This is a genomic window from Tsukamurella ocularis (genome assembly GCF_024807615.1).
Taxonomy (GTDB): Bacteria; Actinomycetota; Actinomycetes; order Mycobacteriales; family Mycobacteriaceae; genus Tsukamurella; species Tsukamurella ocularis.
This window is the reverse complement of the sequence record NZ_JANUCJ010000001.1, coordinates 155474-181165: the sequence shown is the minus strand read 5'-3', so window position 1 is coordinate 181165 and position 25692 is coordinate 155474. Positions and strand designations below refer to the sequence as shown.

The following is a 25692-nucleotide window of genomic DNA, read 5'->3' as shown; positions in this document are numbered from 1 at the left end:
GTCAGAACCGGATCACCTGGCGGACGGCGGCGCCGTCGGCGAGCGAGTCCATGCCCTCGTTGATCTGCTCCAGCGTGATGACGCCGCTGATCAGCTTCTCGACCGGCAGGCGGCCGGCGCGCCACATCTCGACGTACCGCGGGATGTCACGCTGGGGGACGGCGGAGCCGAGGTAGCTACCGATGATGGTGCGGGCCTCGGCGGTGAGCACCAAGGGGCTGATCTCCGACCGCGCTGCGGGATTCGGCAGCCCGACGGTCACAGTCCGGCCGCCGACGGCGGTCGCCGCCACCGCGGATTCGAAGGCCTTCGGGTGGCCCGCCGCCTCGATCACGACCGGCGCGCGGACGCCGGCCTCGGCGAGTTCCGCAGGGGTGTAGGCGGCGTCGGCGCCGAGGGCACGCACGGCGTCGAGCTTCGCGGGCTGGGCGTCGACGCCGATCACGCGGCCGACGGCACCGTCGGCCTGCAGCGACAGGGCGGTGAGGACGGCGGCCATGCCCACGCCGCCCAGGCCGACGACGATCACGTCGTCGCCGTCCTTCGGCAGCCCGGCGTTGAGGACCGCGCCGCCGCCGGTGAGAACCGCGCAGCCGAGCACGGCTGCGATCTCCGGCGGTACATCGGCATCCACGCGGGTCACCGAGCGGGCGTCCACCACGGTGTGCGTCGCGAACCCGGACACCCCGAGGTGGTGGTGCACCGCCGAGCCGTCACGGGAGAGGCGGCGACCGCCGCCTAGCAGCTCGCCGGCGTTGTTGGCGACGCTGCCCGGCGTGCACGGAAGCTGGCCGTCGGTGCGGCAGTTCGCGCACTCGCCGCAGCGGGGGAGGAAGGCCATGACGACGCGGTCGCCGACCGAGACGCCCTCGACGCCGGGACCGAGCGCCTCGACGATGCCCGCGGCTTCGTGGCCCAGCAGCATCGGCACCGGGCGGACGCGGTTACCGTCGACCACCGACAGATCCGAATGGCACAGGCCCGCCGCTTCGATGCGGACCAGCAACTCGCCGGGGCCCGGGGGCGCGAGCTCGAGCTCGCCCACCGAGATCGGCGTCGACTGCGCGTACGGACGCGCGCGTCCGATCTCCTCCAGCACCGCTCCGCGGATCCGCATCAGTACTCGACCTCCAACTCGGGCGACGTCGGCTTCGCCTGGCATCCCAGAATGTAGCCGTCCTCGGCATCGTCGGGGTCGAGTCCGTCGGTGACCGCCATCGCGACGGTGCCCTTCGTCAGCTTGCACAGGCACGTCGCGCACTCGCCCGACTGGCAGGAGTAGGGCACGTCGTGGCCGTTGTTGATGAGGACGTCCACCAGCGACTCGCCCTCCGGCCACGGCACGGTGAAGCTCGCGCCCAGATTGTGGACGGTGACCTGCGGCGAATCCGTGGTGACCTCCACCTCGTGGGGCACGATGTCGGCGAAGGCATCGCCGGTGAGGGACGCGTAGATCTCCTGATGCACCTGCTCACGCGGGGTGCCGATGACCCTCGCGGCCTCCTTGCAGGCGGCCATGAACTCGTCGCGGCCGCACAGGTAGGTCGCGCGCGAGTGGTACGGCGCGAGCAGCGCGGACAGCATGTCGGCGTCGGGGATGCCCCGCTCGGACTCCATCCACCAGATCACCGTGAGCCGCTCGTGTTCCGCCTCCAGTCGCGCGATCTCCGCGCGAAAGATCGTGGCCTCCGGATCGGCGTTGGCGTACAGCAGCGTGACCGGCTGCGTGCCTGCCTTGAGTGCGGCCGCCAGGATCGACATGATCGGCGTGATGCCGCTGCCCGCCGCGAGCAGCAGCAGCGGCACGTCGAGGCTCTCCGGCACGAAGACGCCCGACGGCGGGAGGACCTCGAGTTCGTCGCCCGCGGTGACGTTGTCGCAGAGCCAGTTCGAGGCGTATCCGTCGACGGTCCGCTTGACGGTCACGCCGGGCTTCGCATCGTTGAACGGCGAGGTGTACAGCGAGTACGAGCGGGCCACGGAACCGGTCTGTTCCGATGGGACCCGAACGGTGACGAACTGGCCCGGCCGGTAGTCCCACTCCGCGTCGAAGACGAAGGACTTCGCGAGCGCCGTCTCGTCGATCACCTCGGTCACGGTGACGATCTGGCTGCGGCTCGAATGGGGGGTGAGGCTCATGCGTCCAGGTTATCGGCCGAGCGTGCGGTGGATTCTGCCCGCCCAGCGGGCACTATCGACCACACGGGCCGGGAGAGTGCGGACTCAGCGTTCCCACAGCGGCCGTGACTACCGTGCACCCGGTGGATCCCGCCCTTCCCGACGCCCTCGCCCACGCCTGGGACCGCGTCGTCGCCGACGTGGCCGACCGCCAGCCCGCGCCCGGGGGCACGGTGCTCCTGGGCACGGCCGCCGCAGCACTCCTGCTGGTCCTGTGGCAGCCCGCGTGGCGTCGGGCGAGGTACGTGGTGACCATCGCCCACGAGGGCGGCCACGCCGTGATCGCCGTGCTGTGCGGACGCCGGCTCAGCGGCGTCCGCCTGCACTCCGACACCTCCGGGCTCACCGTCTCCCGCGGGCGCCCCCGCGGGCCCGGCATGGTCGCCACGTTCGCGGCGGGCTACCCGGCCCCGACGGTGATCGGCCTCGTCGCCGCCGTCCTGCTCTCCCGCGGCTACGCCCTGGCAGCGCTGTGGACCGCGGTTCTCCTGCTGGCGCTGCTGCTCGTGCAGATCCGCAACGTCTTCGGCCTGTACGTGGTGCTCCTCGCCGCCGCCGTCGTGGCTGCTGTCTCCTGGTGGGCGGCCGCGGAGGCGAAGGTCGCGCTGGCCCATCTGGGCACCTGGTTCCTCCTCTTCGGGGCGCCCCGCGCCGTCGCCGAGCTGCAGCTGCTGCGCCTCCGAGGGCGGGGCCACGAGAGCGACGCCGACCACCTCGCACGGCTGACGAGGGTCCCCGGCGGCGTGTGGGTGACACTGTTCGCCGCGGCGACCGTCGGGGGAGCGGTGCTGGGCGTCGTGCTGTTGACCGCGCAGGCCGGCGTCACTCCGCCCTGAGGACGACGCGACGGGGGACGACCTGGTCGTACGGTGGTGTAGATTTCGTAGGACTGACGTTTCATTCACCGAAAGGGGGTGGGCATGACCCACGACGTGATCATCGTCGGCGCGGGGTTCGGCGGCATGGGTGCCGCGATCGAACTCCTCGGCCGCGGACGCACCGACGTTCTCATCCTCGAGCGCGAGGAGGACCTGGGCGGGACGTGGCACGTCAACCACTACCCGGGCCTCGCGGTCGACATCGCCTCGGTCACCTACTCGTACTCCTTCGAGCCGAACCCGAACTGGTCGCGCCTGTATGCGCCCGGTGCCGAGCTCAAGGCCTACGCGAGTCACGTCGCCGACAAGTACGGCCTGCGTCCGCTGATGCGCTTCGGCGTCGAGGTGACCGGCGCCGTGTGGGACGCCCGGGCCGCCGAGTGGGAGGTCACCGTCGTGCGCGACGCCGGGCTGGAGCAGAAGCTCCGCGCCCGCTACCTCATCACCGCCACCGGCTTCCTGAGCCAGCCGAAGCTGCCCGACATCGAGGGCATCGAGGATTTCGCGGGCACCGTCATCCACAGTGCGAAGTGGGACGACGACGCGGACCTGACCGGGCAGCGGATCGGCGTGATCGGCACCGGCGCGACGGGCGTGCAGCTGGTACCGGAGTTGGCGAAGATCGCCGGGCACCTGACGGTCTTCCAGCGCACCCCGATCTGGGTGGTGCCCAAGGTCGACTTCCGTGTGCCGGCTCCGGTGAAGGCGCTGTTCGGTCGGTTTCCGGCGACGCAGCGCGCGGCGCGGCTCGCGAATTCGACGGCGCTCGAGGCGCTCAACACCGTGGGCGTGCTCAATTACAAGTACGGCCACCGGTTCAACGACATCGCCGCGCTGCTCGCCAAGGCGCACCTGCGCGCGCAGGTCCCGGACCGGGCGACCCGCGCGGCGCTCACCCCGTCGTACTCCTTCGGCTGCAAGCGGCCCACCTTCTCCAACACCTACTTCCCGACCTTCGGCCGCGACAACGTGACCCTGGAGGCGTCGTCCATCGCCCGGGTGCTGCCGCACGGCATCGAGATGGCCGACGGCACCGTGCACGAGCTCGATACCCTCGTGCTCGCGACCGGGTTCTCGCTGTGGGAGAAGAACTTCCCCGCGATCGATGTGACCGGCCGGGACGGCCGCAATCTCGGCGAGTTCTGGCGCGAGGGTCGCTTCCAGGCCTACGAGGGCATGGCGGTGCCGAAGTTCCCCAACTTCTTCAGCCTGCACAGTCCGTACAGCTACACCGGCCTGAGCTACTTCTGGACCATCGAGGCGCAAATGGTGCACCTGCGCCGCGTCTTCGACGAGATCGACCGGACCGGCGCGCGCACCGTCGAGGTGACGGAGCAGGCGAACGCGACGTTCCTGGAGACGATGTCGTCCCGGCTGGGGCGGTCGGTCTTCCAACTCGGCGCGTGCGAGGGCAGTCGCAGCTACTATTTCGATCCGCACGGCGAGGCGACGCTGCTGCGGCCGAGCTCGGTGATCGGCGCCCGCCGTGACGCCCGCACCTTCCCGATCGAGGACTACGCCTTCGCCTGATCCAGCAGCGCGATCACGGCGTCGGCGGCCTTCGCCGGTGCGCCGGACTTCGCGGGCGCCAGGTCGTGCGCGGCCGCGACCTCGACAGTGGTGGTCGGGCCGGCGATGAGCCCTGCGGCCTCCGCCATCTCCTCCGGCGAGGCGAAGGGGTCGCGCCTGCCGTGCACGAGCACCGTCGGGATCGTGATGTCCGGCAGGTGGGCCGTACGGGCCTTCTCCGGCCGGCCGGGCGGGTGCAGCGGGTAGGACAGAAGAAGCAGGCCGTCGGGCCGCTCCGGCCCCTCCGCGACGGCCATCGACGCCATCCGCCCGCCATAGCTGTGCCCGCCCCAGAGAGTCGGGCCGTCCAGGTCCAGGAGCCGGGCGGTCTCGGCGAAGGCGGCCCGGTCGGCCGCCTGGCCCGACGGTGACGGCGGCCCCTTCGGCCGCAGCCGCCGGAACGGGAGGTTGATGCGGACGGTGCGCACGCCGCGCTGCGCGAGTTCCTCGCCCAGCAGCCGCAGCATCGCCTGGTCGCGGTTGCCGCCCGCGCCGTGCGCGAGCACAAGATTCGCTCGCACGTCACCTTCGGGGTCGTGAATCGAGAGCCAGGTCACCTCTTCACCCTACGGGCAAGTTAACGTGCATTCATGACTGATTCGAAGCAGGGTCCCCTCGCGGGACTGAAAGTGGTCGAGTTCGCAGGTCTCGGCCCCGCCCCGCACGCCGCCATGCTCCTCGCCGACCAGGGCGCCGATGTCGTCTCGGTGCAGCGGCCCGGCATCGGCGTGAACGGCATCACGGGCACGCCGTCGGGCGTCAAGCGCGGTCGCACCATCGTCGAGGCCGACCTGAAGAACCCCGATGACATCGCCACCGTCCTCGAGCTCATCGACCGCGCGGACGTGATCGTCGAGGGCTTCCGGCCCGGCGTCATGGAGCGCCTCGGCCTCGGTCCCGACGTGGTGCTCGAGCGCAACCCGCGCATCGTCTTCGCCCGAATGACCGGCTGGGGCCAGGACGGCCCGTTCGCGCAGCGCGCCGGCCACGACATGAACTACCTCTCCCTCACCGGTCTGCTGCACGCGATCGGCCGCAAGGGCGAGCGTCCCGTGCCGCCGCTCAACCTCGTCGGCGACTTCGCGGGCGGATCGATGTTCCTCGTCTTCGGCGTGCTCGCGGCGCTCTACGAGCGCAACACCTCCGGGAAGGGGCAGGTCATCGACGTCGCCATGGTCGACGGCGCCTCCCTCATCGGGCAGATGCAGTGGGATTTCCGGGGCCAGGGCATCTGGAGCGACGAGCGCGGCGTGAACACCCTCGACGGCGGGGCGCCGTTCTACGACACCTACGAGACCTCCGACGGCAAGTACGTCTCCGTCGGTGCGATCGAGCCGCAGTTCTTCGCCGAGTTGCTGAGCAAGCTGGGCCTGAAGCAGGAGGACCTGCCCTACCAGCTGGATCAGGCGCGGTGGCCCGAGCTGCGCGCTGCGCTGGAGGCCGCGCTCAAGACGAGGACCCGCGACGAGTGGGCCGAGGTCTTCTTCGACTCCGACGCCTGCGTCGCGCCGATCCTCACCTTCGAGGAGGCCTCGAAGCACCCGCATATGGCGGCCCGGCAGAACCTGCAGGAGGTCGGGGGAGCGATGGCGCCGATGCCCGCTCCGCGGTTCTCCCGCACGCCCGCCGCGACACCCGAGGCGCCGAATCCTGAGGCTGCCGACCCGGCGACGCTCTGGCGGGACTGAGGGCGCGCGAAACCGGCCGATTTCGTGGTGGCACCGCGGCTACGCGGCGCCGCCCGGATTTCGGCCGGTTTCGGGGAACGGTGACCCTATCCGACGACGAGCGACGTACCGGTCGCGCGCAGCGCGGAGCCGAGGTCGTAGAACAGCGAGCCGCTGCGGGCGAGCGGGCCGTCGAACGTGGCGGCGCGGCTGGCGATGCCGAGCGCGGCGTTGTCGGAGCTGCGGATGAGCGGGCCGCCGCTGTCGCCGACCTGCACGGGGATGGTGGTGGCGATGTAGCCACCGTCGACGCTCACCACGGAGCCGCAGCGCCAGCCGGACGAGACGCCCTGGCTGCACACCGCATCGCCCGGGCGGGCGGTGCCCACCGAAGTGGGGCGCACGCGGCCGCCGGGGGCGGCCGTCGCGAGCTTCGGGTCGAGGGTGAAGACGCCCCAGTCGGGGGCGTCGGGCACCACGAAGGTGTCGGACTTGGTCAGCGCGGGCGCCGACGAGCCGGTGTTGACGCCGACGATGCGGCCGTTCACAACCACCTGCTGGCCCTGCGCGCCGCAGTGCCCCGCGTACAGGCCGACGCGGGTGCCGTCGGGGCGCTGCCCGACGAAGCCGACGGTGCAGCCGCGGCCGTCGGCGACGTTGCCGACCAGCTTGGTGACCGTGAGCACGGAGCTGCCGGGGGAGACGGTCGCGACCGGCTCCGCCTGCGCGGCGGCCGGGATCAGCGCGGCGACGCCGCCGAGGACGGCCACGGACGCGGCGGCGTTCCTTGCGAGCGACGTGATGGTGCGGCGCATGATCCTCCTCGGGTCGGCGCAAGACTGTGCGACGGTAGCGTGCCACACGCCACACCGCCTGTAAACCGAGTGAACGACGATGCGCAGGTCAACTCAAGTGACGCGAGTTACCGAATCTCATGCGGCGGGCTTGGGAGTGACCCAGGTCGTGATCTTCGCGTGCACCACCTCGGTGCCCTTCTTGTCGCGGACGGCGATGTCGACGACCACGTCGCTCCCGGTGGTGATCGCGTCCCAGTCGGTCCCCGCTGCCAGCGTCGCGGTCGCGACGAGCGAGGATTCCGCCTTGGCGAGGTAGTCGACCGTCATCGACTTCGGGAGCCAGCGATGCGTGCCCGGCGTGGACGCCTCCATCACCATGCCCATGCCGACCTCCGCGAGGTTGCAGGCCGCGATGGCGTGATAGGTGCCGATGTGGTTGTGCACGAACCACCACTTCGGCCCGTGGACCACGGCGCGGCCGTACTCGATCTCGGAGATGTACGGGGTGATGGAGGCGAAGTACGGCGCCTTGAGGGAGGCTCCGGCGGAGAAGGCCAGCTTGCCGAGGGGCTTGTCGCTGAGGGTGCGCCACAGCTTGTACGTGGGAGTCTCGCTCATGCCACTATCTTACTCCACGGTAAGTTCGGGGTCAGCGGGGCGGGTTCGCGGCGAGCGCGTCGAAGCCCTCCCGGGCCAGCGTCACGATGGTCTCGCGGATCCGCGGCCAGTACGGCGAGTGCACGTTGACGGGGGTCCCGTGGTTCGCCCCGTCGAGCTCCACCAGCAGCGACGGTGCGCCGAGCGCCCGCGCCGCAGCGACGAAGTCCACCGACTCCGACGCGGGCACGATCGAATCCTCGGATCCGTGGATCGCGACGGAGGGCATGAGCGGGTCGATCCGCTGGATCGGGTTCGCCAGCGCGTACCGCTCCGGCACCCGGTCGGGCATGCCGCCCAGTGCCTTGCGCACGTGGTCGTTGAGGCGCGAGCTGGTGCGCATGTCGAGCACCCCCGCCATGGAGACGAAGGCGCGCGGGGTCACCGTCGGGCCCCCGCCCGCCGGCCACGTCACGCCCGGCGACCCCGCCGGGAGCGTGCGCCGGGTAGCCGCCCACGCCGCGAGCTGGCCGCCCGCGCTGTGCCCGACCAGGATCACGTTCGTCGGGTCCAACGCCGGCGCGGACTCGGCGAGGGTCGGGACGAAGTCGACCGCGTGCCCGACGTCGGTGAAGGTCGTGGGCCAGCCGCCACCCGAGCCGACCCGCCGGTACTCGATGTTCCACACCGCGAGGCCCTGCGCCTGCAGGGCCCGCGCGACCTCGGCCATGTAGCCGGCGCTCGACCGGTTCTTCCAGCCGCCGCCGTGGATGAGCACCACCACCGGCAGGCTGCGCGGCGCGTGGACACCGCGGGGGAGGTAGAGGTTGCCGTAGTTCTGCCGCGGGTCCGCGTTCGGCGCGGGGTAGCGGTAGCGGACCGCGTCGTCCCGCACCGCGGCGACCGGGCGCGGGAGGATCCGCGACTTCGAGGCGTCCGCAGAAGAGGACTGCGTCGCGGCACCGTCAACGACGGGGGTGCACGCGGAGGTGACCAGCAGGGCGGCGCACAGCAGCACAGCCGGGAGCAGCGCGCCCGGCCTCGGCGGGACGCCCCGTTCGGTCATGCCCATATTGTTCCAGAGCGCGACCGGGCGACGGGTGTGACGCGAATCGCATAGGCGGGATCGACCGGTTCGATTTGAAGATGCGGCCCGAGCAGTGCATACTGGTCGGGTTGCCCTGTCGGGCGGCGCGGTCCTGTATGGGGCCGTACCACCGGCTACGGTATCGCCCGGCACCCCTCGAGGGAGCCACCGGAACACACGGCGGAGTATGAGCGCCAGCGCGACACGCCCGACCGCGTGGACCGGAGCAATTTGATACATGAACAGCGTCGATCGACTTCAAGCGGGATACGTTCCCGCAGGTGATTCAGCTGTCCGTGTGTCAGGCAATACGTTTGAACACTTGACGGAAGAGGACACAGCGTGGCGGGACAGAAGATCCGCATCAGGCTCAAGGCCTATGACCATGAGGCGATCGACGCGTCTGCTCGGAAGATCGTCGAGACCGTGACTCGCACCGGCGCCCGTGTCGTCGGTCCCGTGCCGCTGCCGACGGAGAAGAACGTGTACTGCGTCATCCGCTCGCCGCACAAGTACAAGGACTCGCGCGAGCACTTCGAGATGCGTACGCACAAGCGGCTGATCGACATCCTGGACCCGACGCCGAAGACGGTCGACGCGCTGATGCGCATCGATCTGCCGGCCAGCGTCGACGTGAACATCCAGTAAGCGGCTGCGGAGAAACGATTATGACTGAGAACAAGATCAAGGGAATCCTGGGCACCAAGCTCGGCATGACCCAGGTCTTCGACGAGAACAACCGGGTCGTCCCGGTCACCGTCGTCAAGGCCGGGCCGAACGTGGTCACCCAGATCCGTACCCAGGCCGCTGACGGCTACGACGCCGTGCAGCTCGCCTTCGGCGCGATCGACCCCCGCAAGGTGAACAAGCCCGTCTCGGGTCAGTTCGCCAAGGCCGGTGTCACCCCGCGCCGCCACATCGCCGAGCTGCGGCTCGCCGACGCCGATGCCGCCGCCGACTACGAGGTGGGCCAGGAGCTGGGCGCCGACGTCTTCGAGGCCGGCAACTTCGTCGACGTCACCGGCGTCAGCAAGGGCAAGGGCTACGCCGGCGTCATGAAGCGCCACGGCTTCTCGGGCCTCGGCGCCAGCCACGGTGTGCAGGCCGTGCACCGTGCGCCCGGTTCCATCGGTGGCTGCGCCACCCCGGGTCGCGTCTTCAAGGGCGTCCGGATGGCCGGCCGCATGGGCTCGGACAACGTCACCACGCAGAACCTGTCCGTGTTCAAGGTGGACGCCGAGGCCGGCGTCCTGCTGATCAAGGGCGCCATCCCCGGCCGCAAGGGCGGCCTCGTGATGGTCCGTACCGCAGTGAAGGGTGGTGCTCGCGCATGAGCAAGCTGACTCTTGATGTGAAGACCGCCGACGGCAAGGTCGACGGCACCGTCGAGCTCCCCGCCGAGATCTTCGACGTCGAGCCCAACATCGCGCTGATGCACCAGGTGGTCGTCGCGCAGCTCGCCGCTGCGCGTGCCGGCACGCACTCCACCAAGACCCGCGGCGAGGTCCGCGGCGGTGGGCGCAAGCCGTACCGCCAGAAGGGCACCGGCCGCGCCCGTCAGGGCTCGACCCGCGCGCCGCAGTTCAACGGCGGTGGCACGGTGCACGGTCCGCAGCCGCGCGACTACAGCCAGCGCACCCCGAAGAAGATGAAGGCCGCCGCCCTGCGCGGTGCCCTCACCGACCGGGTTCGCGAGGACCGTATCCACGTCGTCACCGAGCTGGTGGCCGGCCAGGAGGCGTCGACCAAGACCGCCCGCCTGTTCCTGGCCGCGCTGTCGGAGCGCAAGAAGTTCCTCGTGGTCGTCGGCCGCGAGGACCTGACCGCGCAGCGCAGCGTCCAGAACCTGCCGAACGCGAAGTGGATCTACTCCGACCAGCTCAACACCTACGACGTCCTGGACGCCGATGACCTGGTGTTCAGCCGCGAGGCTCTGGGTTCGTTCATCGCGAGCGCCACGAAGACCGAGGAGGCGAACGCCTGATGGCCACCGCAACCATCCCCGCCGACCCGCGGGACATCCTGCTCGCGCCGGTGATCTCCGAGAAGGCCTACGGCCTCATCGAGGAGAACACGTACACCTTCGTGGTGCACCCGGACGCGAACAAGACGCAGATCAAGATCGCCGTGGAGAAGGTCTTCGGCGTCAAGGTCGACAGCGTCAACACCTTGAACCGCCAGGGCAAGCGCAAGCGCACCCGTGCCGGTTACGGTCAGCGCAAGAGCACCAAGCGCGCCATCGTGACCCTGAGTGCCGATAGCAAGCCCATCGACATCTTCGGAGGCGCGAGCTAAATGGCTATCCGTAAGTACAAGCCGACCACTCCGGGTCGCCGCGGCTCGTCGGGCTCGACGTTCGACGAGGTCACGCGTTCGACCCCGGAGAAGTCGCTGATTCGTCCGCTGCACGGCCGTGGTGGCCGTAACGCGCACGGCCGCATCACCACCCGGCACAAGGGTGGCGGCCATAAGCGTGCCTACCGTCTGATCGACTTCCGTCGTCACGACAAGGACGGCATCAACGCCAAGGTCGCGCACATCGAGTACGACCCCAACCGCACCTCGCGGATCGCACTGCTGCACTACTTGGACGGCGAGAAGCGTTACATCCTCGCCCCCAAGGACCTGAAGCAGGGCGACATCGTGGAGTCGGGCCCCAACGCCGACATCAAGCCGGGCAACTGCCTGCCGCTGCGGAACATCCCCGCCGGCACGGTGATCCACAACGTGGAGCTGCGTCCCGGTGGCGGTGCCAAGATGGCCCGCTCGGCCGGTGCCAGCGTCCAGCTGCTGGGCAAGGAGGGCGCGTACGCGACCCTGCGTATGCCCTCCGGCGAGATCCGTCGCGTCGACGTGCGCTGCCGCGCCACCGTCGGCGAGGTGGGCAACGCCGAGCAGAGCAACATCAACTGGGGCAAGGCCGGCCGTATGCGCTGGAAGGGCAAGCGCCCGACCGTCCGTGGTGTCGTCATGAACCCGGTGGACCACCCGCACGGTGGTGGTGAGGGTAAGACCTCCGGTGGTCGCCACCCGGTGAGCCCGTGGGGCAAGCCCGAGGGCCGCACCCGCAAGAACAAGGCGAGCGACAAGATGATCGTTCGTCGCCGCAAGTCCGGTAAGAACAAGCGCTAGGAGGGAGTTAGAGAATGCCACGCAGCCTCAAGAAGGGCCCGTTCGTCGACGACCACCTCCTCGCGAAGGTCGACGTCCAGAACGACAAGGGCACCAAGCAGGTCATCAAGACCTGGTCGCGCCGCTCCACCATCATCCCCGACTTCATCGGTCACACCTTCGCCGTCCATGACGGTCGCAAGCACGTGCCGGTGTTCGTCTCGGAGAACATGGTGGGTCACAAGCTGGGCGAGTTCGCCCCGACGCGGACGTTCAAGGGCCACATCAAGGACGACCGGAAGGCGAAGCGCCGCTAATGAGCAACGACACAGCAGCACAGACCTCGGCGTCGGCGACCGCACGTTTCGTGCGCGTCACGCCCATGAAGGCCCGTCGCGTCATCGATCTGGTCCGCGGTAAGGACGCCGAGCAGGCGCTCGCGATCCTGCGGTTCGCACCGCAGGCCGCGAGCGAGCCCGTCGCCAAGGTTCTCGCGTCGGCCATCGCCAACGCGCAGAACAACCTGGGCCTCGACCCGCGCACCCTGGTCGTCTCGGAGGCGTACGCCAACGAGGGCCCGACCATGAAGCGCATCCAGCCGCGGGCCCAGGGCCGCGCGTACCGGATCCGTAAGCGCACCAGCCACATCACCGTGGTGGTGGAGTCGGTCGAGTCGAAGAAGCCCGCCGCCAGCCGCAACAGCCGGAAGGGAGCGTAAGCATGGGTCAGAAGATCAATCCCCACGGCTTCCGCCTCGGCATCACCACGGACTGGAAGTCCCGCTGGTACGCCGATAAGCAGTACTCCGAGTACGTCAAGGAAGACGTTCAGATCCGCAAGCGTCTGACCGACAGCCTCGAGCGTGCCGGCATCAGCAAGATCGAGATCGAGCGGACCCGGGACCGCGTGCGGGTGGACATCCACACCGCGCGTCCGGGCATCGTCATCGGCCGCCGCGGCGCCGAGGCCGATCGCATCCGCTCGGAGCTGGAGAAGCTCACCAAGAAGCAGGTGCAGCTCAACATCCTCGAGGTGAAGAACTCCGAGGCCGACGCCCAGCTCGTCGCGCAGGGCATCGCGGAGCAGCTGAGCAACCGCGTGGCGTTCCGCCGCGCGATGCGCAAGGCGATCCAGTCGGCGATGCGTCAGCCGAACGTCAAGGGGATCCGGGTCCAGTGCTCGGGTCGCCTGGGCGGCGCGGAGATGAGCCGCAGCGAGTTCTACCGCGAGGGCCGCGTGCCCCTGCACACGCTGCGCGCCGACATCGACTACGGCCTGCACGAGGCGAAGACCACCTTCGGGCGGATCGGCGTCAAGGTGTGGATCTACAAGGGCGACGTCGTGGGCGGCCGGCGCGAGCTGGCGGCACCGTCGAACGACGACCGTCGCGGCCCGCGTCGTGAGCGCCCGCAGCGCCCGCGTCGCAGCGGCGCGTCGGGCACGACCGCCACCAGCACCGAGGCCGGTCGCGCCGCAACGGAGGAGACTCCGGTGGCGGCGGCTCCGGCTGCAACGAACCAGGAGGGCTGACGCCATGTTGATCCCCCGTCGGGTGAAGCACCGCAAGCAGCACCACCCCGGCCGTTCCGGCCAGTCCAAGGGCGGCAACCAGGTGACGTTCGGTGATTACGGCATCCAGGCTCTCGAGCCCGCCTACATCACCAACCGTCAGATCGAGTCCGCTCGTATCGCCATCAACCGGCACATCAAGCGTGGCGGCAAGGTCTGGATCAACATTTTCCCGGACCGCCCCCTCACGAAGAAGCCCGCCGAGACCCGCATGGGTTCCGGTAAGGGTTCGGTCGAGTGGTGGGTCGCGAACGTCAAGCCCGGTCGCGTGCTGTTCGAGATGACCTACCCCAATGAGGAGACCGCTCGCGAGGCCCTGCGCCGCGCCCAGCACAAGCTCCCGTGCAAGACCCGCATCGTGACCCGAGAGGAGCAGTTCTGATGTCGAACACCGTCGCCGCTGATCTTCGCGGTCTCACCGCGGACGAGCTGGTGGAGAAGCTGCGCGAGGCCAAGGAGGAGCTGTTCAACCTGCGGTTCCAGATGGCCACCGGGCAGATGAGCAACAACCGTCGCCTGCGCACCGTGCGTACCGACATCGCCCGGATCTACACGATCCTGCGCGAGCGGGAGCTCGGCCTGGCCTCGGGCCCGGAGGGTGACGCCGCATGAGTGAGAACGGAAGCAATGTGACCACCGAGGAGCGGAACAGCCGCAAGGTCCGCATCGGGTACGTCGTGTCCGACAAGATGGAGAAGACCATCGTCGTCGAGCTCGAGGACCGCGTGAAGCACTCCCTGTACGGCAAGATCATCCGCACCACCTCCAAGGTGAAGGCGCATGACGAAGAGGGCGTCGCCGGTGTCGGCGACCGCGTCCGGATCATGGAGACCCGTCCGCTGAGCGCCAGCAAGCACTGGCGCCTGGTGGAGGTGCTGGAGAAGGCCAAGTAGGCCCTCCCGCTCCACAGACTCGAAACCCCGGCCCTCCGCGAGGAGGCCGGGGTTTCGTCGTCCGACGGTGCCTGACCGTCGCCGCAGTGCCGCAGTTAGCGGACAGCGCCGACGGCGTCGTGGACCGCCTGGCTCGCGGAGCTCAGGCGCGTGCTGGCGGGGTTCGAGGTCGGCCACGTGCGATCGCCGGTGCCGCGCGCGTTGCGGTCATTGTTCAGCGCAGTGGCGTACTCGGCCAGGCGGGCCTGGTAGGCGCGCAGCGCGTTCGCGACAGTAGGGACGGTGGCGGCGCGGTTGATGGTGCCCGGCAGGGTGCCCTGTTCGGTGCGGATCGCGGCGAGCTCGGCATTGATCAGCGGCTGGATGCCGTCCCACTGCCACTTCGGGTTCTTCGTGAACTGCGCAGCGGCCTTGGTCGCATTCGCGCGCGGCGCGCGGTTCGCGATCCACTGGTCGTAGACGGCGCGGGCCGTGCGGGCGTTCGGGCTCGCGCCCGGTGCCGGGGCCGACGGTGCCGCTGCTCCGGTGCCGGGTACGGGATTCGGTGCCGCGGCGGCGACGCCGGCGAGGGGCGTGGCGAGGGCGGCGGCCAGCAGGCCCGCGGAGACGGTGCGGGCACCCCAGATGCGAATGGTCACGATGATTACCTCTCGATGTCAAATGATGAACACCAAGAAGATAGCCCGGCAAACGACGTCAGCGTACGGAAATATTCGTGATCTAGAACACGTCGTTGATCAATCAGGCGCAGGCGCGACGCACCGCGCTGGCGGCATCGCCCAGCGCCGAGAACGCCGGGTTGCTCTTGGCCCAGGTGTTCTCGCCCGAGCCGCGCGCGGCCTGGTCGACCCGCAGGCCCTCGTTGTAGGCGTCGAGCTTGGCCTTGTAGTCGGTGATCGCGGTCTTGATCGTGGGCGCGAGGTTCTCCGTGGCGATGATGCCCGGCAGTCGGCCCGTCTCCGTGGCGATCGCGGCGAACTCCGCGTTGATCAGGCCGGTGATGCCGTCCCAGGTCCACTTCGGGTCCTTGGTGAAGGCGACGGTCGCGCGACTGGCGACGATGCGGGTGTCGTACCCGGACTGCCACGACGAGCACGCGGACTTGCCCGCGGACGCCGCGGCGGCGGCCCGCGACGACGCGATGGTGCTCTGATACGCGGCCACGTCCTGCGGGTCCGCCGAGCCGGTCCCCGCCACCGAGCCGCAGCCTGCGAGCGCGAACAGCGAAGCCCCGACGACCAGTGCCGCGCCCCCGCGGCCGCGGAACGGATGGATCCTCGTAACTGCGGTCATGATCTTGCCTCCCCTGATGCGCGTCGACGCGCGCCTGATGACTGCATTGTCGCTCATGAAGTCCCTCTGCGTTCCACGAGGGTGCGAACGCACAGTGTGTGAGCATCGGCACTCCATCATCGATTATGCGGGACGGTGCGAACAGGTTTGCTATGCTGAGGAACATGCGGGACGGTGACGTCCCGCGCCGTCGTAGGGCACCCGGGCCCCTGACTCGCCGATCTCGGCTCGAGACCATTTCCCCGGTTCTTTTCTTGCGGCGAACGGATGCGGCCACCGCCGCCTTCGCCACCACCACCGTTAGGTACACCCTTACCGTGAGCACCCCTGTGTCCACCCGCTCCTTCGCCGACCTCGGCGTCCCCTCGAACCTCATCGCCGCCCTGAACGACATGGACCGCAGCACGCCGTTCCCCATTCAGGCGGACACCCTGCCCGATACCCTGGCCGGCCGCGACGTGCTCGGCCGGGGGAAGACGGGCTCGGGCAAGACCCTGGCCTTCGCTATCCCGCTGGTCGCACGCATCGCCGGGCATCGCGCCCCCGCGGGCAAGCCGTCGGGCCTCGTCCTCGCCCCCACGCGCGAGCTGGCCACCCAGATCACCGCCACCGTCGAGCCTTTGGCCCGTGCCGCCGGCCTGCGCGTCACCACCATCTTCGGTGGGGTGAAGCAGACCCGCCAGGAGCAGGCGCTGAGCAACGGCGTCGACATCGTCGTCGCCTGCCCCGGCCGCCTCGAGGACCTGATGCGACAGCGCATCGTCGACCTGTCGCGGGTCGAGGTCACCGTGCTCGACGAGGCCGACCACATGGCCGACCTGGGCTTCCTGCCCGTCGTGACCCGGATCCTGGCCGCGACCCCGGCCGGCGGGCAGCGCATGCTGTTCTCCGCCACGCTGGATAACGGCGTCGACCGGCTGGTCCGCAAGTTCCTGACCGACCCGGTCTCGCACTCCGTCGACCCCGAGAACTCGCCCGTCGTCGCCATGACGCACCACGTCTTCGAGGTGGGCGGCAAGGACGACAAGAACGAGCTGGTGCGCGCCCTCGCCTCGGGTACGGGCCGCCGCATCCTGTTCACGCGCACCAAGCACCAGGCCAAGAAGCTGGCGAAGCAGCTCACCGCCGATGGCATCCCTGCGCGCGACCTGCACGGCAACCTCAGCCAGCCGCAGCGCGACCGCAACCTCGAGGCCTTCAGCACCGGCACCGCCCGCGTGCTCGTCGCCACCGATATCGCGGCCCGCGGCGTCCACGTCGACGACATCGAGCTGGTCGTGCACGTCGATCCGCCGGCCGAGCACAAGGCCTACCTGCACCGCAGCGGTCGCACCGCCCGCGCCGGCAATGAGGGCACCGTCGTCACCGTGATGACCTCGGACCAGCGCAAGGACACGCAGGCCCTGCTCAAGAAGGCCGCGATCAGCGCCCGTCCTGTCGCTGTGACGGCCGCATCGCCGGTCGTCGTCGAGCTGGTCGGCGAGGTCGCGCCGTACGTCGAGCCCGAGGTCGTGGCGCCGCAGCCGCAGCAGCAGCGCAGGTCCGGCGGCGGTCACGCCCCGGGCCGGGGCCGCGCCGGGCGCGGCAAGGGCACCGGGCAGCGGTCCGACGGCGCCGGCCGCGGTCAGGGCGGTTCCGCCGGTCAGGGCGGCCAGCAGCGTCGCCAGGGCCAGGGCCAGGGCGGCCAGCAGCGCTCCGGCGCCCGGCAGGCACCGTCCGGCCAGGGCCGCCCGCAGGGGCAGGGCCGCGCCCAGCAGCCCCGTCGCCGGGCCACCCGCCCCGCGGGCTGATGCCCGCCCGCACAATCGGGTAGTCGCCTACTCGTTTGCCGCGCCGCGTACCGGGGTCCGCTGGACCCAGGGAATCGGAGGTGCCCCGGTGGACAGATCGAATGGCGGCCGTCGGCGCCGAGCCCTCGCCGGATCTGTGGACGATGGTCGGACTGCCCGCGTGGACCCACGCGCGGTCAGCCCCGCCGTCAGCCGCGGGCGATCGCCAGTACCTCGTCCTCGGTGGGCGGGCTGGCGGCGTGATGGCTCAGACACATCGGTGAGTGCAAGCGGACCGTCGCCGCCCCCGCCCCGAGATAGAAGTCGCCCGCGCCCAGCCCACCGATGCCGTCGAGCCGGCCGCCGCGGGCGGCCGCCAGGTCCTTCGCGGCCTGGATCTGCACGGGCGCGTTGAGTTTTCCGTAGAAGTGCGTCGCGCTGTTGCCGACGATCTTGTCGTGCAGGCCCTTCGGTGCCTGCGTCGCGAACACCAACCCCAGCCCGTACTTGCGGGCCTGCGAGGCGAGCAGCAGCGTCGACTCCGTGGACGGCTTCACCGCCCCCGAAGGCGCGATCTGCTGCGCCTCGTCCATGACGAGCAGCCAGCCGAGCGGGCGATCGCCCGCGGGATGGCGCTTGATCCACGAGAACAGCGCCAGCTGCAGCTGCGCGACGAAGGTCTGCCGCTGCGTCTCGTCGGGCAGGCCGATGAGGCTGATCACCGAGATCCGCGCGGCCTTGCCGCCCGCCGGAGTGAGCAGCGTCCCGGGGTCGACTGCCTCGCCGCGGCCACCGAGAAGCGGGTTGTTGATGAGTGCCGCCTGCAGGTTCGCCGCGAGCTCGGGAGCCAGCTTGTCGGCACTGCCGAGACTGCTGCGCGTCGAATTCCATGCGCCGAGGAACTCGGCGAACGCCCGGATATCGGCGCGGCCGATCTCCCGGCCGTAGGCGTCGAGGGCCTCGCGCAGGATCGCGCGCTGCTGCTCGCGGCGCGATCCGCCGACGCCGACGTGCTGCTCCAGCGCGCTCGCGCACGCCTCCACGGCCATCGCGAAGCCCTCCCGCGCCTCCTGCGCGTCGAGATCGTCGCCGTCCATGCCCGCGCGCAGCGCCGCGAAATCCGGGATCGGCTGCAGCACCAGCGGTCGCGCGGACGCCCGGTTCGGCGTCCACACCACCACGTCCGTGTCGGCGAGATACGTGCGCGCCCGCTCGGCGTCGCCCTCCCACCAGCCCGAGGGCTCCTGCGGCCACGCCTCGCCGAGCCGGGACAGGTCGTTGTTCGGGTCCAGCACGATCGCCGAGACCCCGCGCAGCGCGCACTCCTCGATGAGCCGGCGGATCAGCACCGTCTTGCCCGATCCCGAGCCGGCGAAGATCGCGGTGTGCTTGCGCAGCTCGGCCGGGTTCAGGGTGACGGGCCCGTGGTCCGGTCCGAGGCCCACCGCGATGCCGGCGGGGTCCGACGGCGCCGCCGCCGGCCGGGCGGCGGGCTCGGGAGTCGGTGCGGGACGCGGGACGGGCGGGCCGCCGAACATGACGTCGGCGACGGAGCTCGACAGCCCGCCCACGCGGCCCACCGCGTCGCCGGGGATCATGCCGCGAGCGCGGCGCGAGGCTGGCCGCTCGGCGGCAGGCTTCGGGGCACCGTCGAGTCCCGCGAACATCCGCAGCCCGTGGGCGGGGCGCCGCGCCGTGAGCCACTCGTCGAGGCCGTCGGGGCCGTGCGCGATGATGCGCCCCAGCGCGTCGAGGGTGGCGAGGTCGGCCTCGTCGAGGGGGAGCAGCTCGGCGCCGCGCTCGACGGCGTCGGCGATGACCGACGACGCCTTCGGGCTGGTCGGCCAGGACGTGGAGCGCAGCAGGAAGAGCTTGCGACGATCCATCCCGGCGGCGACGCCGGCCGCGGTCGCGGCGCTCTGCACGCGGTTGGTGGCGGCGACGGCATTGGCCGCGGGGATCGCGCGGAAGGCCCAGTGCTGTTCGTCCTCGACGCGGCCGGGCAGGCGCCGGCGCAGCCGGCCGTCGAGCTGCTTGTTGCCCCGCTCGATCTGGAAGCCGTCGCCGCCGTCCTCGCGGGTCCATGCCCGCAGGCCGGCCTCGATGAGGCCGCCCATCCGCTTGTCGGCGACGGCCTGGTCGGTCGCCACGTCGCCGACACGGGCCCGGATCCGCAGCGCCTCGAACTGCTCGTCGATGCGGGCCAGCACGTCGACGGGCGGGTCCGCGGGCGCCGGGGCGGGCTCCGTCGGCCCGGGTCCCGGGACCGACGGTGCCGAGCGCGCCGGCCCGTCGTCGAAACTTGCGAGCTCGAAGTCGGTGCGGGTGCTCACGCATGCGCGGATGTGCGCGTCGACCTTGGTGAGCAGGTCCCGCGGAGTGTGGTGCACCGCGGAGGCGAAGGCTTCCGGGGCGATCGGCCAGGTGGGGTGCGGCGGGACGAAATCCTTCGCGCGGTACGCGGCAGTGAGCCGACGCTCGACGATGGCGCGGGCGATGGCACCGTCGGGCAGCGACTTCAGCGGGCCGACCACCCGGAACCGGGCGGCGACGGAGGCGGTGGCGCGACTGGAGAGCGTCTCCCACGCCGTCGGCAGCATGCAGGCGACGGTGACGGTGCGGTACAGGCCCTGGCGCAGCGACATCAGCCCGTGGCCGACCTGCTCGATCACCTCGCTCTCGGCGGCGTCCGGCGCCGTGAGGGTGGCCGCGGACTGCGCGAGGAGCGTGTCGATCTGGTCGACGGCGAAGACCGTCGCCGCGGTCTCCGCCATGAACGCCGAGACCGCGCGCACCGTCTCGACCGCGGGAAAGCCGTGGGCCGGCAGGCCCCAGTGCAGCCGCTCGGCGGCGGTCTCCTCGACCTCGATGTCATCGAGGAAGGCGGAGCCGAGGTCGGCGAGGCGGCTGTCGGGGGAGGCCAGCAGCACCAGCGCACGCAGCACGCCGTGGTACTGCCGCACCTGCGGGCGGCGCTTGCTCATGGCCGCGACCAACGCGTCGAGACCTTCCGGTGTGGGCACGGCGTCGCCGGAGAATTCGCGGCGGTGCGCGCGGGAGAGCCCGGCCTCGTCGGAGAGCAGCCACAGCAGCTGCGCCAGCTGGGTCGCGTGGTCGCGGGCGGGGCGCAGCAGCGAACTGCGCAGCGAGGTCAGCGCGGCGCGCCAGAAGTCGGTGGCGTCGAGCAGTTCCAGCAGCACGAAGTAGTGACCGGCCGTCTGCACCTCGGAACGGAACCGGGTGAGCAGGTGGGTCTTGCCGGTGCCGGCGTTGCCGGTGATCACCAGCCCGGTGGGGGAGGCGCCGGTCGACGCGACGGCGTCGCCGAGGGCGTCCTCGAGGTCCTCCCAGACGTCGGTGTGCAGGCCGTCCACGTGGGTGTCCTCCGACGCCGCGTCCCACACCTCCTCGTAGGTGGGCGCCCAGCTCAGGCGGACGGAACGCAGCGCGGTGCGCTGGGTGTCGTGGAGGGTCATCGGGTGATCCGTATCGCGTGCAGGGGACGGCCGCCCAGCTGCAGCGCGGCGGCGTGGTCGTCCGGGGTGAGGGCCTTGAGGTTGTCCTCGGCGACGATGTGCACGCCGGGCTCGGGATACAGGGCGCGCAGGCCCTCGTCGACGACGGTGCGCGGCACGCCGGGCAGCGCGGCCCGCAGGTCGCGCAGGGCCACCCAGGCCCCCAGCGCGGCGACAGCACGGTAGGCGGCGCGCACCCGGTCGGCGGGCGGTCCGTCGGGTGCGGGCTCGGGGACGGACGGGGCGGGAGCGGGGGGCACCGACGGCGCGGGGGCGTCGGCGGGGGTGGCCACCTCGCCCAGCGCGAGCGACTCGCGGCGCAGGTACCGGCCGATCCCGGCGGCGAAGGTGAAGAGCGCGCGCAGCTGTGGTGTCGCGCGCGCCGGGGGAGGAGATTCCAGTAGCGCGGCCGCGGCGGCCCAGCCGCGGTCGGTGAGGGAGAGCAGCAGCGCCCGGCGCTCGCCGACCTCGACGTCGAGCAGGCCGCGCTCGACCAGCTTGCGTCGCGACGGGGCCTCCAGGGCGGGCCCGAGCAGCTTGAGATCCGGGTTGCGCACCGGCTCGACGGCGGACGCGAGCACCAGCAGCACCGCGGATTCCGTGCCCGTGAGCCCCGCGATCGACTCGCCCATCACGCACCCCTCCCGCGGCCCGATTCCGTTGCAGTGACCAATGTACGGATGATCGACAGGGATTCCGCGAGGTCGTCCATGATCCGCGCGTTGGTCAGCCGCAGTATTCGGAAGCCGGCCAGCATGAGGTCGGCGTCGCGGCGTCGATCGGCCTCGTACTTCTCGGTTGCGCGGTGGTCCGGGCCGTCGACCTCCACCACCAGGCGGGGCTGCGGGAACAGCAGGTCGACGCGGACCGGCCGGGCCAGTGGCGCCAGGTCGATGGCGTAGTTCCAGTGCCGCGCCCCCGCCCACGCCTGGCTCAGCAGCCCCCGCTCGAGGCGCTGCTCCGCGGCGCTGGCCGGGTGCGGCTTCCCCGCGACGGGCGGGAACGCGGGCAGCGGCTCGAGCCCGACGGTGAACTCCGACGGCTCGCGGCGCGGCTCCACCACGACGGGCGGACCGTCGACGACCGGGAACCGGTCCAGGGGCGCCGCGCCCGGCCCGAACAGCCAGACGGTGCTGTTTCCCCGAGCGAGCCACCGCGACGCGCTGGAGAGGGCGTCACCGAGGTGCGGGGGGAGTGGCCGTTCGACATCGATCGCGAGCGCCACCGACGGGGCGTGGTAGCTGCTGGTGAGGGCGTACTCGAGGGCGTCGCGTCGGTCGGCGGCGGGCAGCTCGGCGAAGCCTCGGCCCGACTCGGGCCGCAGCGCCGCGGTGGCGAGCGCGCCGAGCGCAGTGCCGATCCCGGCGCCGCCATCGTGCCGGTGCGTGAGCTCGCGGGCGGCGAACCGGTCCAGGATCCCGCCGGATTCGGGGGAGATCGCCGGGTCGGGCAGCCAGGCGGGGAAGACCTCGAAGGCGACGGCGACCGCCCGGGCCAGCACGTCGTCGATGATGGCGCCGGGAGAGGAGGGCAGCGGCTGCGGGAGGCCTGGGAAGACCACGACCGGGTCCTGCGGCCCGCGGCGCTCGGCGGCGGAGGCGAGCGCGGGGGCGGAGGTGCCCCGCAGTCGCGTGACGCCGCGTACGGGCAGATCGGAGAGCTGCACCCCAGCACGATAGCCCGCGCGGATTCGACATCTACCTGCGACTTCCCCTATCATGGACGGGTTGCCCGGCGCCCTGTGGTGCCAGGCGGCTGACCACGCGCGTTCGGGTCGGAAATCCGGCGCGCATGAAAATCCAGGTCGAGGAGACTCTCTAGTGATTCAGCAGGAATCGCGGGTGCGGGTCGCCGACAACACGGGTGCTAAGGAAATCCTCTGCATCCGCGTGCTCGGTGGAAGCTCGCGCCGCTATGCCGGCATCGGTGACATCATCGTCGCCACCGTCAAGGACGCCATCCCCGGCGGCAACGTCAAGCGCGGCGAGGTCGTCAAGGCCGTCATCGTGCGGACCGCCAAGGAGCGCCGCCGTCCGGACGGTTCGTACATCAAGTTCGACGAGAACGCCGCTGTCATCATCAAGAACGACAACGACCCTCGTGGCACCCGCATCTTCGGCCCGGTCGGCCGCGAGCTGCGCGACAAGAAGTTCATGAAGATCGTTTCGCTGGCTCCGGAGGTGCTCTGACATGAAGGTGCACAAGGGCGACACCGTCATCGTGATCTCGGGCCCCGACAAGGGTGCCAAGGGCAAGGTCGTCGAGTCCTTCCCGAAGGCTGACAAGGTCCTCGTCGAGGGCGTCAACCGGATCAAGAAGCACACCAGCACGTCCGCCACCGCGCAGGGCGGGATCGAGGTCCGCGAGGCCCCGATCCACGTCTCCAACGTGATGGTCGTCGACTCGGACGGCAACCCCACCCGTGTGGGCTACCGGACCGACGAGGAGACCGGCAAGCGCGTGCGGATCTCCCGCAAGAACGGGAAGGACATCTGAGATGACCACCTCTGAGAAGACCCAGCCGCGCCTGAAGGCGCGCTACCGCGCCGAGATCAAGGACGCGCTGAACAGCGAGTTCGAGTACGCCAACGTGATGCAGATCCCCGGCGTCGTCAAGGTGGTCGTGAACATGGGCGTCGGCGACGCCGCCCGCGACGCCAAGCTCATCAACGGCGCCGTCAAGGACCTCGAGCTGATCACCGGCCAGAAGCCGGAGATCCGCAAGGCCCGCAAGTCCATCGCGCAGTTCAAGCTGCGTGAGGGCATGCCGATCGGCGCGCGCGTCACCCTCCGTGGCGACCGCATGTGGGAGTTCCTCGATCGCCTCACCTCGATCGCGCTTCCCCGTATCCGCGACTTCCGCGGCCTCAACGGCAACCAGTTCGATGGCAACGGCAATTACACGTTCGGCCTGAACGAGCAGTCGATGTTCCACGAGATCGACGTGGACTCCATCGACCGCCCGCGCGGTATGGACATCACCGTCGTCACCACTGCCACCAACAATGAGGAAGGCCGCGCGCTGCTCAAGCACCTCGGCTTCCCCTTCAAGGAGAACTGAGCCATGGCAAAGAAGGCGCTGGTCAACAAGGCCAACAAGAAGCCGAAGTTCGCCGTCCGCGGCTACACCCGGTGCAACAAGTGCGGCCGTCCGCACTCGGTGTTCCGCAAGTTCGGCCTCTGCCGTATCTGCCTGCGTGAGATGGCGCACGCCGGCGAGCTCCCCGGCGTGCACAAGAGCAGCTGGTGAGTCCCGCCCGAGCCTGACTCGGGAGAAGATTCGCGCGAGGGCGCGCGCTCCGCTTCGGCGGGGTGCGCGCCCGTCGTCGTTTCCGGGGCGATGGCGGCACGCGATTCGCGTCACGAAACGCGCAGCGGATTCACAGTGTTACCCGACTGTTAACTATGCTGTCATCTCATGTTGGTGCGTGAAGACTTCGCGCTCCCGCGGGGTCCACGCGGTGAGCGTCCCCGCAGCAGGTTCCGGAACAGCCCGTGGATGTGGGCTGTGCTCGCGGTCGTCCTCTTCGTCGCCGCGATCCAGGCGGCCGCGACGGTCTACGGCCTAGCCGGACCGATCGAGGGCCTCGCCAAGGACTTCGTCGGCCGCCCTGTCACCGGCGAGGTGAAGATCGCGGCCCTCGCCCTCGCCCTCATGTGCATGCCCGCGCGGCTGCGCCTGCCCTTCGTCGGCGTCGTCGCCGCCGCCGAGGTGTTGTTCAACGCCGAGCGGCTCGCCGCCGGCTCGCCCCTGCACTTCGGCAACGGCGTGATGTGGGGCCTGGTCGCGCTGGCGGCGTACGCGGGCCTGCGACTCACCGGCCGCGAGCAGGTGGCGGCGTTCAAGGCCGCCGGCGTCGCCGGGATCCTCATCGTCGCGAACGCCTGCTCGTCCGTGTGGCTGGGGCTCACGATGGAGGCGCTACCGTACGTCGCCGACCACTTCGTCGAGGTCGCCGACCGCGCGCTCGGCAGCCCGTCGTGGGTGATGGGCCGTTTCGTCCACGAGCACGGCTGGTACCTCGCCCTGATCACCAAGGTCTACACGTACCTGCCGGTGGGCGCCGCCGTCGTGGCGTACTTCCAGCTGCGCCGCAGCTCGACCGAGGGCTTCCCGCGGCACCACATCGTGCGCTCCTTCGTCCTCATCGGCGCGATCGGCCCCATCGTCTACTTCCTGTTCCCTGTCGTGGGCCCGGCGTACGCCTTCGGCAACGAGGTGGTCGGCGCCGGCTGGATGAACGTCTGGCCGCACGTCGTGCCCACGTCGCTCGAGCCGGTCTCCGCGTACTTCAGCCAGGCTGCGCCGCGCAACTGCATGCCCAGCCTGCACACCGCGTGGGCGACCGCGATCCTCCTGCACGCGCTGCGCGGCCCGCGTCTGCTCAAGGTGTTCGGCGTCTTCTGGTGGGTCTGCACCATCTCCGCGACCCTGGGCATCGGCGCGCACTACGGCGTCGATCTCGTCGCCGGCTTCGTCTTCGCGCTGACCCTCGAGGCGGCGATGGTCCGCCCCGAGGACGGCTGGCATCCGCGCCGGATCGCCACCGTCGTGGGCGGGGCGCTCACCTTCGCCGCGATCCTCCTCTCCATCCGCTACCTCAGCGTGCCCATGGCGCAGAGCGGCCACCTCGCTGCCGTCGCCCTTCTCGGCGCCGCCGGCGCGATGGCGGTCGCCTACGCGCGGATCGCCCGGCCCCCGTCGCCCGACGGTGCCGTCGCCGCCCTGCCCGCGGGGGAGCAGGCGCTCGCCGCCTGACGACTACGCT

The 25692-nt window shown here is 70.7% G+C and carries 31 protein-coding genes; 20 read left to right on the top strand and 11 right to left on the bottom strand.

Annotation, left to right across the window (positions count from 1 at the left end):
* Position 1: 1 nt before the first annotated feature.
* Entirely contained in the window at positions 2 to 1117 is a 1116-nt protein-coding gene (locus tag HNP44_RS00965; protein WP_259143995.1) for an alcohol dehydrogenase catalytic domain-containing protein, read from the bottom strand.
* Complete coding sequence (locus HNP44_RS00960; protein ID WP_259143994.1) at positions 1117 to 2139, bottom strand: ferredoxin--NADP reductase; 1023 nt, start codon at positions 2137 to 2139, stop codon at positions 1117 to 1119. Before HNP44_RS00960 ends, HNP44_RS00965 begins: the two co-directional genes overlap by 1 nt.
* A 122-nt stretch (positions 2140 to 2261) precedes the next feature.
* Here HNP44_RS00960 and HNP44_RS00955 point away from each other — a divergent pair, with 122 nt between their 5' ends.
* Both HNP44_RS00955 and HNP44_RS00950 read left to right on the top strand, forming a co-directional pair.
* Entirely contained in the window at positions 2262 to 3014 is a 753-nt protein-coding gene (locus tag HNP44_RS00955; RefSeq protein WP_259143993.1) for a M50 family metallopeptidase, read from the top strand.
* A gap of 84 nt (positions 3015 to 3098) precedes the next feature.
* Positions 3099 to 4586 carry a flavin-containing monooxygenase gene (locus HNP44_RS00950; RefSeq protein ID WP_259143992.1) on the top strand — a complete coding sequence of 496 codons (1488 nt, stop codon included), beginning with the start codon at positions 3099 to 3101 and terminating at the stop codon, positions 4584 to 4586.
* Here the strand turns inward: HNP44_RS00950 and HNP44_RS00945 are convergent.
* A complete protein-coding gene (locus tag HNP44_RS00945; RefSeq protein WP_259143991.1) occupies positions 4571 to 5182 on the bottom strand; it encodes an alpha/beta hydrolase family protein in 612 nt (203 codons plus the stop codon). The two genes, HNP44_RS00950 and HNP44_RS00945, sit on opposite strands and share 16 nt — an antisense overlap.
* Before the next feature lie 33 nt (positions 5183 to 5215).
* Here HNP44_RS00945 and HNP44_RS00940 point away from each other — a divergent pair, with 33 nt between their 5' ends.
* Positions 5216 to 6313: a CaiB/BaiF CoA transferase family protein gene (locus HNP44_RS00940; RefSeq protein ID WP_259143990.1), complete on the top strand. Its 1098-nt coding sequence runs from the start codon at positions 5216 to 5218 to the stop codon at positions 6311 to 6313.
* Between the two features lie 86 nt (positions 6314 to 6399).
* Here HNP44_RS00940 and HNP44_RS00935 read toward each other — a convergent pair whose 3' ends face one another.
* The 3 genes from HNP44_RS00935 to HNP44_RS00925 all read right to left on the bottom strand — a co-directional run bounded on the left by HNP44_RS00935 (position 6400) and on the right by HNP44_RS00925 (position 8752).
* Positions 6400 to 7107 carry a S1 family peptidase gene (locus tag HNP44_RS00935; RefSeq protein WP_259143988.1) on the bottom strand — a complete coding sequence of 236 codons (708 nt, stop codon included), beginning with the start codon at positions 7105 to 7107 and terminating at the stop codon, positions 6400 to 6402.
* A gap of 117 nt (positions 7108 to 7224) precedes the next feature.
* The gene (locus HNP44_RS00930; RefSeq protein WP_259143985.1) at positions 7225 to 7707 is read right to left on the bottom strand and encodes a hotdog fold domain-containing protein; all 483 of its coding nucleotides are present in this window, start codon (positions 7705 to 7707) and stop codon (positions 7225 to 7227) included.
* Positions 7708 to 7738: 31 nt separating this feature from the next.
* Entirely contained in the window at positions 7739 to 8752 is a 1014-nt protein-coding gene (locus HNP44_RS00925; RefSeq protein WP_259143983.1) for an alpha/beta hydrolase family protein, read from the bottom strand.
* 363 nt (positions 8753 to 9115) lie between these two features.
* Here HNP44_RS00925 and rpsJ point away from each other — a divergent pair, with 363 nt between their 5' ends.
* From rpsJ to rpsQ, 11 genes are read left to right on the top strand one after another with little or no spacing between them, the layout of a single operon-like run.
* Positions 9116 to 9421 carry a 30S ribosomal protein S10 gene (gene rpsJ / locus HNP44_RS00920; RefSeq protein WP_003938093.1) on the top strand — a complete coding sequence of 102 codons (306 nt, stop codon included), beginning with the start codon at positions 9116 to 9118 and terminating at the stop codon, positions 9419 to 9421.
* Between the two features lie 20 nt (positions 9422 to 9441).
* Positions 9442 to 10107, top strand: coding sequence for a 50S ribosomal protein L3 (gene rplC, locus HNP44_RS00915; RefSeq protein WP_224647306.1), 666 nt, complete (start codon positions 9442 to 9444; stop codon positions 10105 to 10107).
* On the top strand, positions 10104 to 10757 hold the full coding sequence (gene rplD, locus HNP44_RS00910) for a 50S ribosomal protein L4 (RefSeq protein ID WP_259143981.1): 654 nt from the start codon (positions 10104 to 10106) through the stop codon (positions 10755 to 10757). The genes rplC and rplD overlap by 4 nt, the downstream gene beginning before the upstream one ends.
* Complete coding sequence (rplW, locus tag HNP44_RS00905; protein WP_068522672.1) at positions 10757 to 11068, top strand: 50S ribosomal protein L23; 312 nt, start codon at positions 10757 to 10759, stop codon at positions 11066 to 11068. Before rplD ends, rplW begins: the two co-directional genes overlap by 1 nt.
* Entirely contained in the window at positions 11069 to 11905 is an 837-nt protein-coding gene (gene rplB / locus HNP44_RS00900; RefSeq protein ID WP_224647304.1) for a 50S ribosomal protein L2, read from the top strand.
* A 14-nt stretch (positions 11906 to 11919) separates the two neighbouring features.
* On the top strand, positions 11920 to 12201 hold the full coding sequence (rpsS, locus tag HNP44_RS00895; protein ID WP_068573204.1) for a 30S ribosomal protein S19: 282 nt from the start codon (positions 11920 to 11922) through the stop codon (positions 12199 to 12201).
* Positions 12201 to 12602, top strand: coding sequence for a 50S ribosomal protein L22 (gene rplV, locus HNP44_RS00890; RefSeq protein WP_146485435.1), 402 nt, complete (start codon positions 12201 to 12203; stop codon positions 12600 to 12602). Before rpsS ends, rplV begins: the two co-directional genes overlap by 1 nt.
* 2 nt (positions 12603 to 12604) lie before the next feature.
* Positions 12605 to 13414: a 30S ribosomal protein S3 gene (gene rpsC / locus HNP44_RS00885; RefSeq protein WP_068522668.1), complete on the top strand. Its 810-nt coding sequence runs from the start codon at positions 12605 to 12607 to the stop codon at positions 13412 to 13414.
* Positions 13415 to 13418: 4 nt separating this feature from the next.
* Positions 13419 to 13835, top strand: a complete 417-nt coding sequence (rplP, locus tag HNP44_RS00880) for a 50S ribosomal protein L16 (protein ID WP_259143979.1) — start codon at positions 13419 to 13421, stop codon at positions 13833 to 13835.
* On the top strand, positions 13835 to 14065 hold the full coding sequence (gene rpmC, locus HNP44_RS00875; protein ID WP_013128010.1) for a 50S ribosomal protein L29: 231 nt from the start codon (positions 13835 to 13837) through the stop codon (positions 14063 to 14065). Before rplP ends, rpmC begins: the two co-directional genes overlap by 1 nt.
* The gene (rpsQ, locus tag HNP44_RS00870; protein ID WP_068573211.1) at positions 14062 to 14346 is read left to right on the top strand and encodes a 30S ribosomal protein S17; all 285 of its coding nucleotides are present in this window, start codon (positions 14062 to 14064) and stop codon (positions 14344 to 14346) included. The genes rpmC and rpsQ overlap by 4 nt, the downstream gene beginning before the upstream one ends.
* A 95-nt stretch (positions 14347 to 14441) precedes the next feature.
* Here the strand turns inward: rpsQ and HNP44_RS00865 are convergent, their stop codons facing one another.
* Together HNP44_RS00865 and HNP44_RS00860 are read right to left on the bottom strand one after the other, a co-directional pair.
* Positions 14442 to 14984, bottom strand: coding sequence for a hypothetical protein (locus tag HNP44_RS00865; RefSeq protein ID WP_259143978.1), 543 nt, complete (start codon positions 14982 to 14984; stop codon positions 14442 to 14444).
* A 103-nt stretch (positions 14985 to 15087) separates the two neighbouring features.
* Complete coding sequence (locus HNP44_RS00860) at positions 15088 to 15639, bottom strand: hypothetical protein (RefSeq protein ID WP_259143977.1); 552 nt, start codon at positions 15637 to 15639, stop codon at positions 15088 to 15090.
* 392 nt (positions 15640 to 16031) lie between these two features.
* Here HNP44_RS00860 and HNP44_RS00855 point away from each other — a divergent pair, with 392 nt between their 5' ends.
* Complete coding sequence (locus HNP44_RS00855; protein ID WP_259144263.1) at positions 16032 to 17429, top strand: DEAD/DEAH box helicase; 1398 nt, start codon at positions 16032 to 16034, stop codon at positions 17427 to 17429.
* Positions 17430 to 17617: 188 nt separating this feature from the next.
* Here HNP44_RS00855 and HNP44_RS00850 read toward each other — a convergent pair whose 3' ends face one another.
* Genes HNP44_RS00850 through HNP44_RS00840 form a run of 3 tightly spaced genes read right to left on the bottom strand, consistent with a single transcriptional unit; the run spans position 17618 to position 22589 of the window.
* On the bottom strand, positions 17618 to 20884 hold the full coding sequence (locus tag HNP44_RS00850; protein ID WP_259143976.1) for a helicase HerA domain-containing protein: 3267 nt from the start codon (positions 20882 to 20884) through the stop codon (positions 17618 to 17620).
* A complete protein-coding gene (locus HNP44_RS00845; RefSeq protein WP_259143975.1) occupies positions 20881 to 21555 on the bottom strand; it encodes a hypothetical protein in 675 nt (224 codons plus the stop codon). The genes HNP44_RS00850 and HNP44_RS00845 overlap by 4 nt, the downstream gene beginning before the upstream one ends.
* Positions 21555 to 22589, bottom strand: coding sequence for an endonuclease domain-containing protein (locus HNP44_RS00840; RefSeq protein ID WP_259143974.1), 1035 nt, complete (start codon positions 22587 to 22589; stop codon positions 21555 to 21557). The genes HNP44_RS00845 and HNP44_RS00840 overlap by 1 nt, the downstream gene beginning before the upstream one ends.
* Positions 22590 to 22743: 154 nt before the next feature.
* Here HNP44_RS00840 and rplN point away from each other — a divergent pair, with 154 nt between their 5' ends.
* The 5 genes from rplN (at position 22744) to HNP44_RS00815 (ending at position 25682) form a co-directional block, all read left to right on the top strand.
* A complete protein-coding gene (gene rplN, locus HNP44_RS00835) occupies positions 22744 to 23112 on the top strand; it encodes a 50S ribosomal protein L14 (RefSeq protein ID WP_013128004.1) in 369 nt (122 codons plus the stop codon).
* A gap of 1 nt (position 23113) precedes the next feature.
* Complete coding sequence (gene rplX / locus HNP44_RS00830; protein WP_068522658.1) at positions 23114 to 23419, top strand: 50S ribosomal protein L24; 306 nt, start codon at positions 23114 to 23116, stop codon at positions 23417 to 23419.
* 1 nt (position 23420) lies between these two features.
* Positions 23421 to 23984 carry a 50S ribosomal protein L5 gene (rplE, locus tag HNP44_RS00825; protein ID WP_259143973.1) on the top strand — a complete coding sequence of 188 codons (564 nt, stop codon included), beginning with the start codon at positions 23421 to 23423 and terminating at the stop codon, positions 23982 to 23984.
* Positions 23985 to 23987: 3 nt separating this feature from the next.
* Entirely contained in the window at positions 23988 to 24173 is a 186-nt protein-coding gene (locus HNP44_RS00820; protein ID WP_224650095.1) for a type Z 30S ribosomal protein S14, read from the top strand.
* A 168-nt stretch (positions 24174 to 24341) separates the two neighbouring features.
* A complete protein-coding gene (locus HNP44_RS00815; RefSeq protein WP_259143971.1) occupies positions 24342 to 25682 on the top strand; it encodes a phosphatase PAP2 family protein in 1341 nt (446 codons plus the stop codon).
* Positions 25683 to 25692 lie beyond the last annotated feature (10 nt).

Coding starts and splice junctions, on each gene's coding strand:
- HNP44_RS00965 (WP_259143995.1), bottom strand. CDS start 1,117: ATGCGGATCCGCGGAGCGGTGCTGGAGGAGATCGGACGCGCGCGTCCG.
- HNP44_RS00960 (WP_259143994.1), bottom strand. CDS start 2,139: ATGAGCCTCACCCCCCATTCGAGCCGCAGCCAGATCGTCACCGTGACC.
- HNP44_RS00950 (WP_259143992.1), top strand. CDS start 3,099: ATGACCCACGACGTGATCATCGTCGGCGCGGGGTTCGGCGGCATGGGT.
- HNP44_RS00940 (WP_259143990.1), top strand. CDS start 5,216: ATGACTGATTCGAAGCAGGGTCCCCTCGCGGGACTGAAAGTGGTCGAG.
- HNP44_RS00935 (WP_259143988.1), bottom strand. CDS start 7,107: ATGCGCCGCACCATCACGTCGCTCGCAAGGAACGCCGCCGCGTCCGTG.
- HNP44_RS00930 (WP_259143985.1), bottom strand. CDS start 7,707: ATGAGCGAGACTCCCACGTACAAGCTGTGGCGCACCCTCAGCGACAAG.
- HNP44_RS00925 (WP_259143983.1), bottom strand. CDS start 8,752: ATGACCGAACGGGGCGTCCCGCCGAGGCCGGGCGCGCTGCTCCCGGCT.
- rplC (WP_224647306.1), top strand. CDS start 9,442: ATGACTGAGAACAAGATCAAGGGAATCCTGGGCACCAAGCTCGGCATG.
- rplD (WP_259143981.1), top strand. CDS start 10,104: ATGAGCAAGCTGACTCTTGATGTGAAGACCGCCGACGGCAAGGTCGAC.
- rplW (WP_068522672.1), top strand. CDS start 10,757: ATGGCCACCGCAACCATCCCCGCCGACCCGCGGGACATCCTGCTCGCG.
- rplB (WP_224647304.1), top strand. CDS start 11,069: ATGGCTATCCGTAAGTACAAGCCGACCACTCCGGGTCGCCGCGGCTCG.
- rpsS (WP_068573204.1), top strand. CDS start 11,920: ATGCCACGCAGCCTCAAGAAGGGCCCGTTCGTCGACGACCACCTCCTC.
- rplV (WP_146485435.1), top strand. CDS start 12,201: ATGAGCAACGACACAGCAGCACAGACCTCGGCGTCGGCGACCGCACGT.
- rpsC (WP_068522668.1), top strand. CDS start 12,605: ATGGGTCAGAAGATCAATCCCCACGGCTTCCGCCTCGGCATCACCACG.
- rplP (WP_259143979.1), top strand. CDS start 13,419: ATGTTGATCCCCCGTCGGGTGAAGCACCGCAAGCAGCACCACCCCGGC.
- rpmC (WP_013128010.1), top strand. CDS start 13,835: ATGTCGAACACCGTCGCCGCTGATCTTCGCGGTCTCACCGCGGACGAG.
- rpsQ (WP_068573211.1), top strand. CDS start 14,062: ATGAGTGAGAACGGAAGCAATGTGACCACCGAGGAGCGGAACAGCCGC.
- HNP44_RS00860 (WP_259143977.1), bottom strand. CDS start 15,639: ATGACCGCAGTTACGAGGATCCATCCGTTCCGCGGCCGCGGGGGCGCG.
- HNP44_RS00855 (WP_259144263.1), top strand. CDS start 16,032: ATGGACCGCAGCACGCCGTTCCCCATTCAGGCGGACACCCTGCCCGAT.
- HNP44_RS00850 (WP_259143976.1), bottom strand. CDS start 20,884: ATGACCCTCCACGACACCCAGCGCACCGCGCTGCGTTCCGTCCGCCTG.
- HNP44_RS00845 (WP_259143975.1), bottom strand. CDS start 21,555: ATGGGCGAGTCGATCGCGGGGCTCACGGGCACGGAATCCGCGGTGCTG.
- rplX (WP_068522658.1), top strand. CDS start 23,114: ATGAAGGTGCACAAGGGCGACACCGTCATCGTGATCTCGGGCCCCGAC.
- rplE (WP_259143973.1), top strand. CDS start 23,421: ATGACCACCTCTGAGAAGACCCAGCCGCGCCTGAAGGCGCGCTACCGC.
- HNP44_RS00820 (WP_224650095.1), top strand. CDS start 23,988: ATGGCAAAGAAGGCGCTGGTCAACAAGGCCAACAAGAAGCCGAAGTTC.
- HNP44_RS00815 (WP_259143971.1), top strand. CDS start 24,342: ATGTTGGTGCGTGAAGACTTCGCGCTCCCGCGGGGTCCACGCGGTGAG.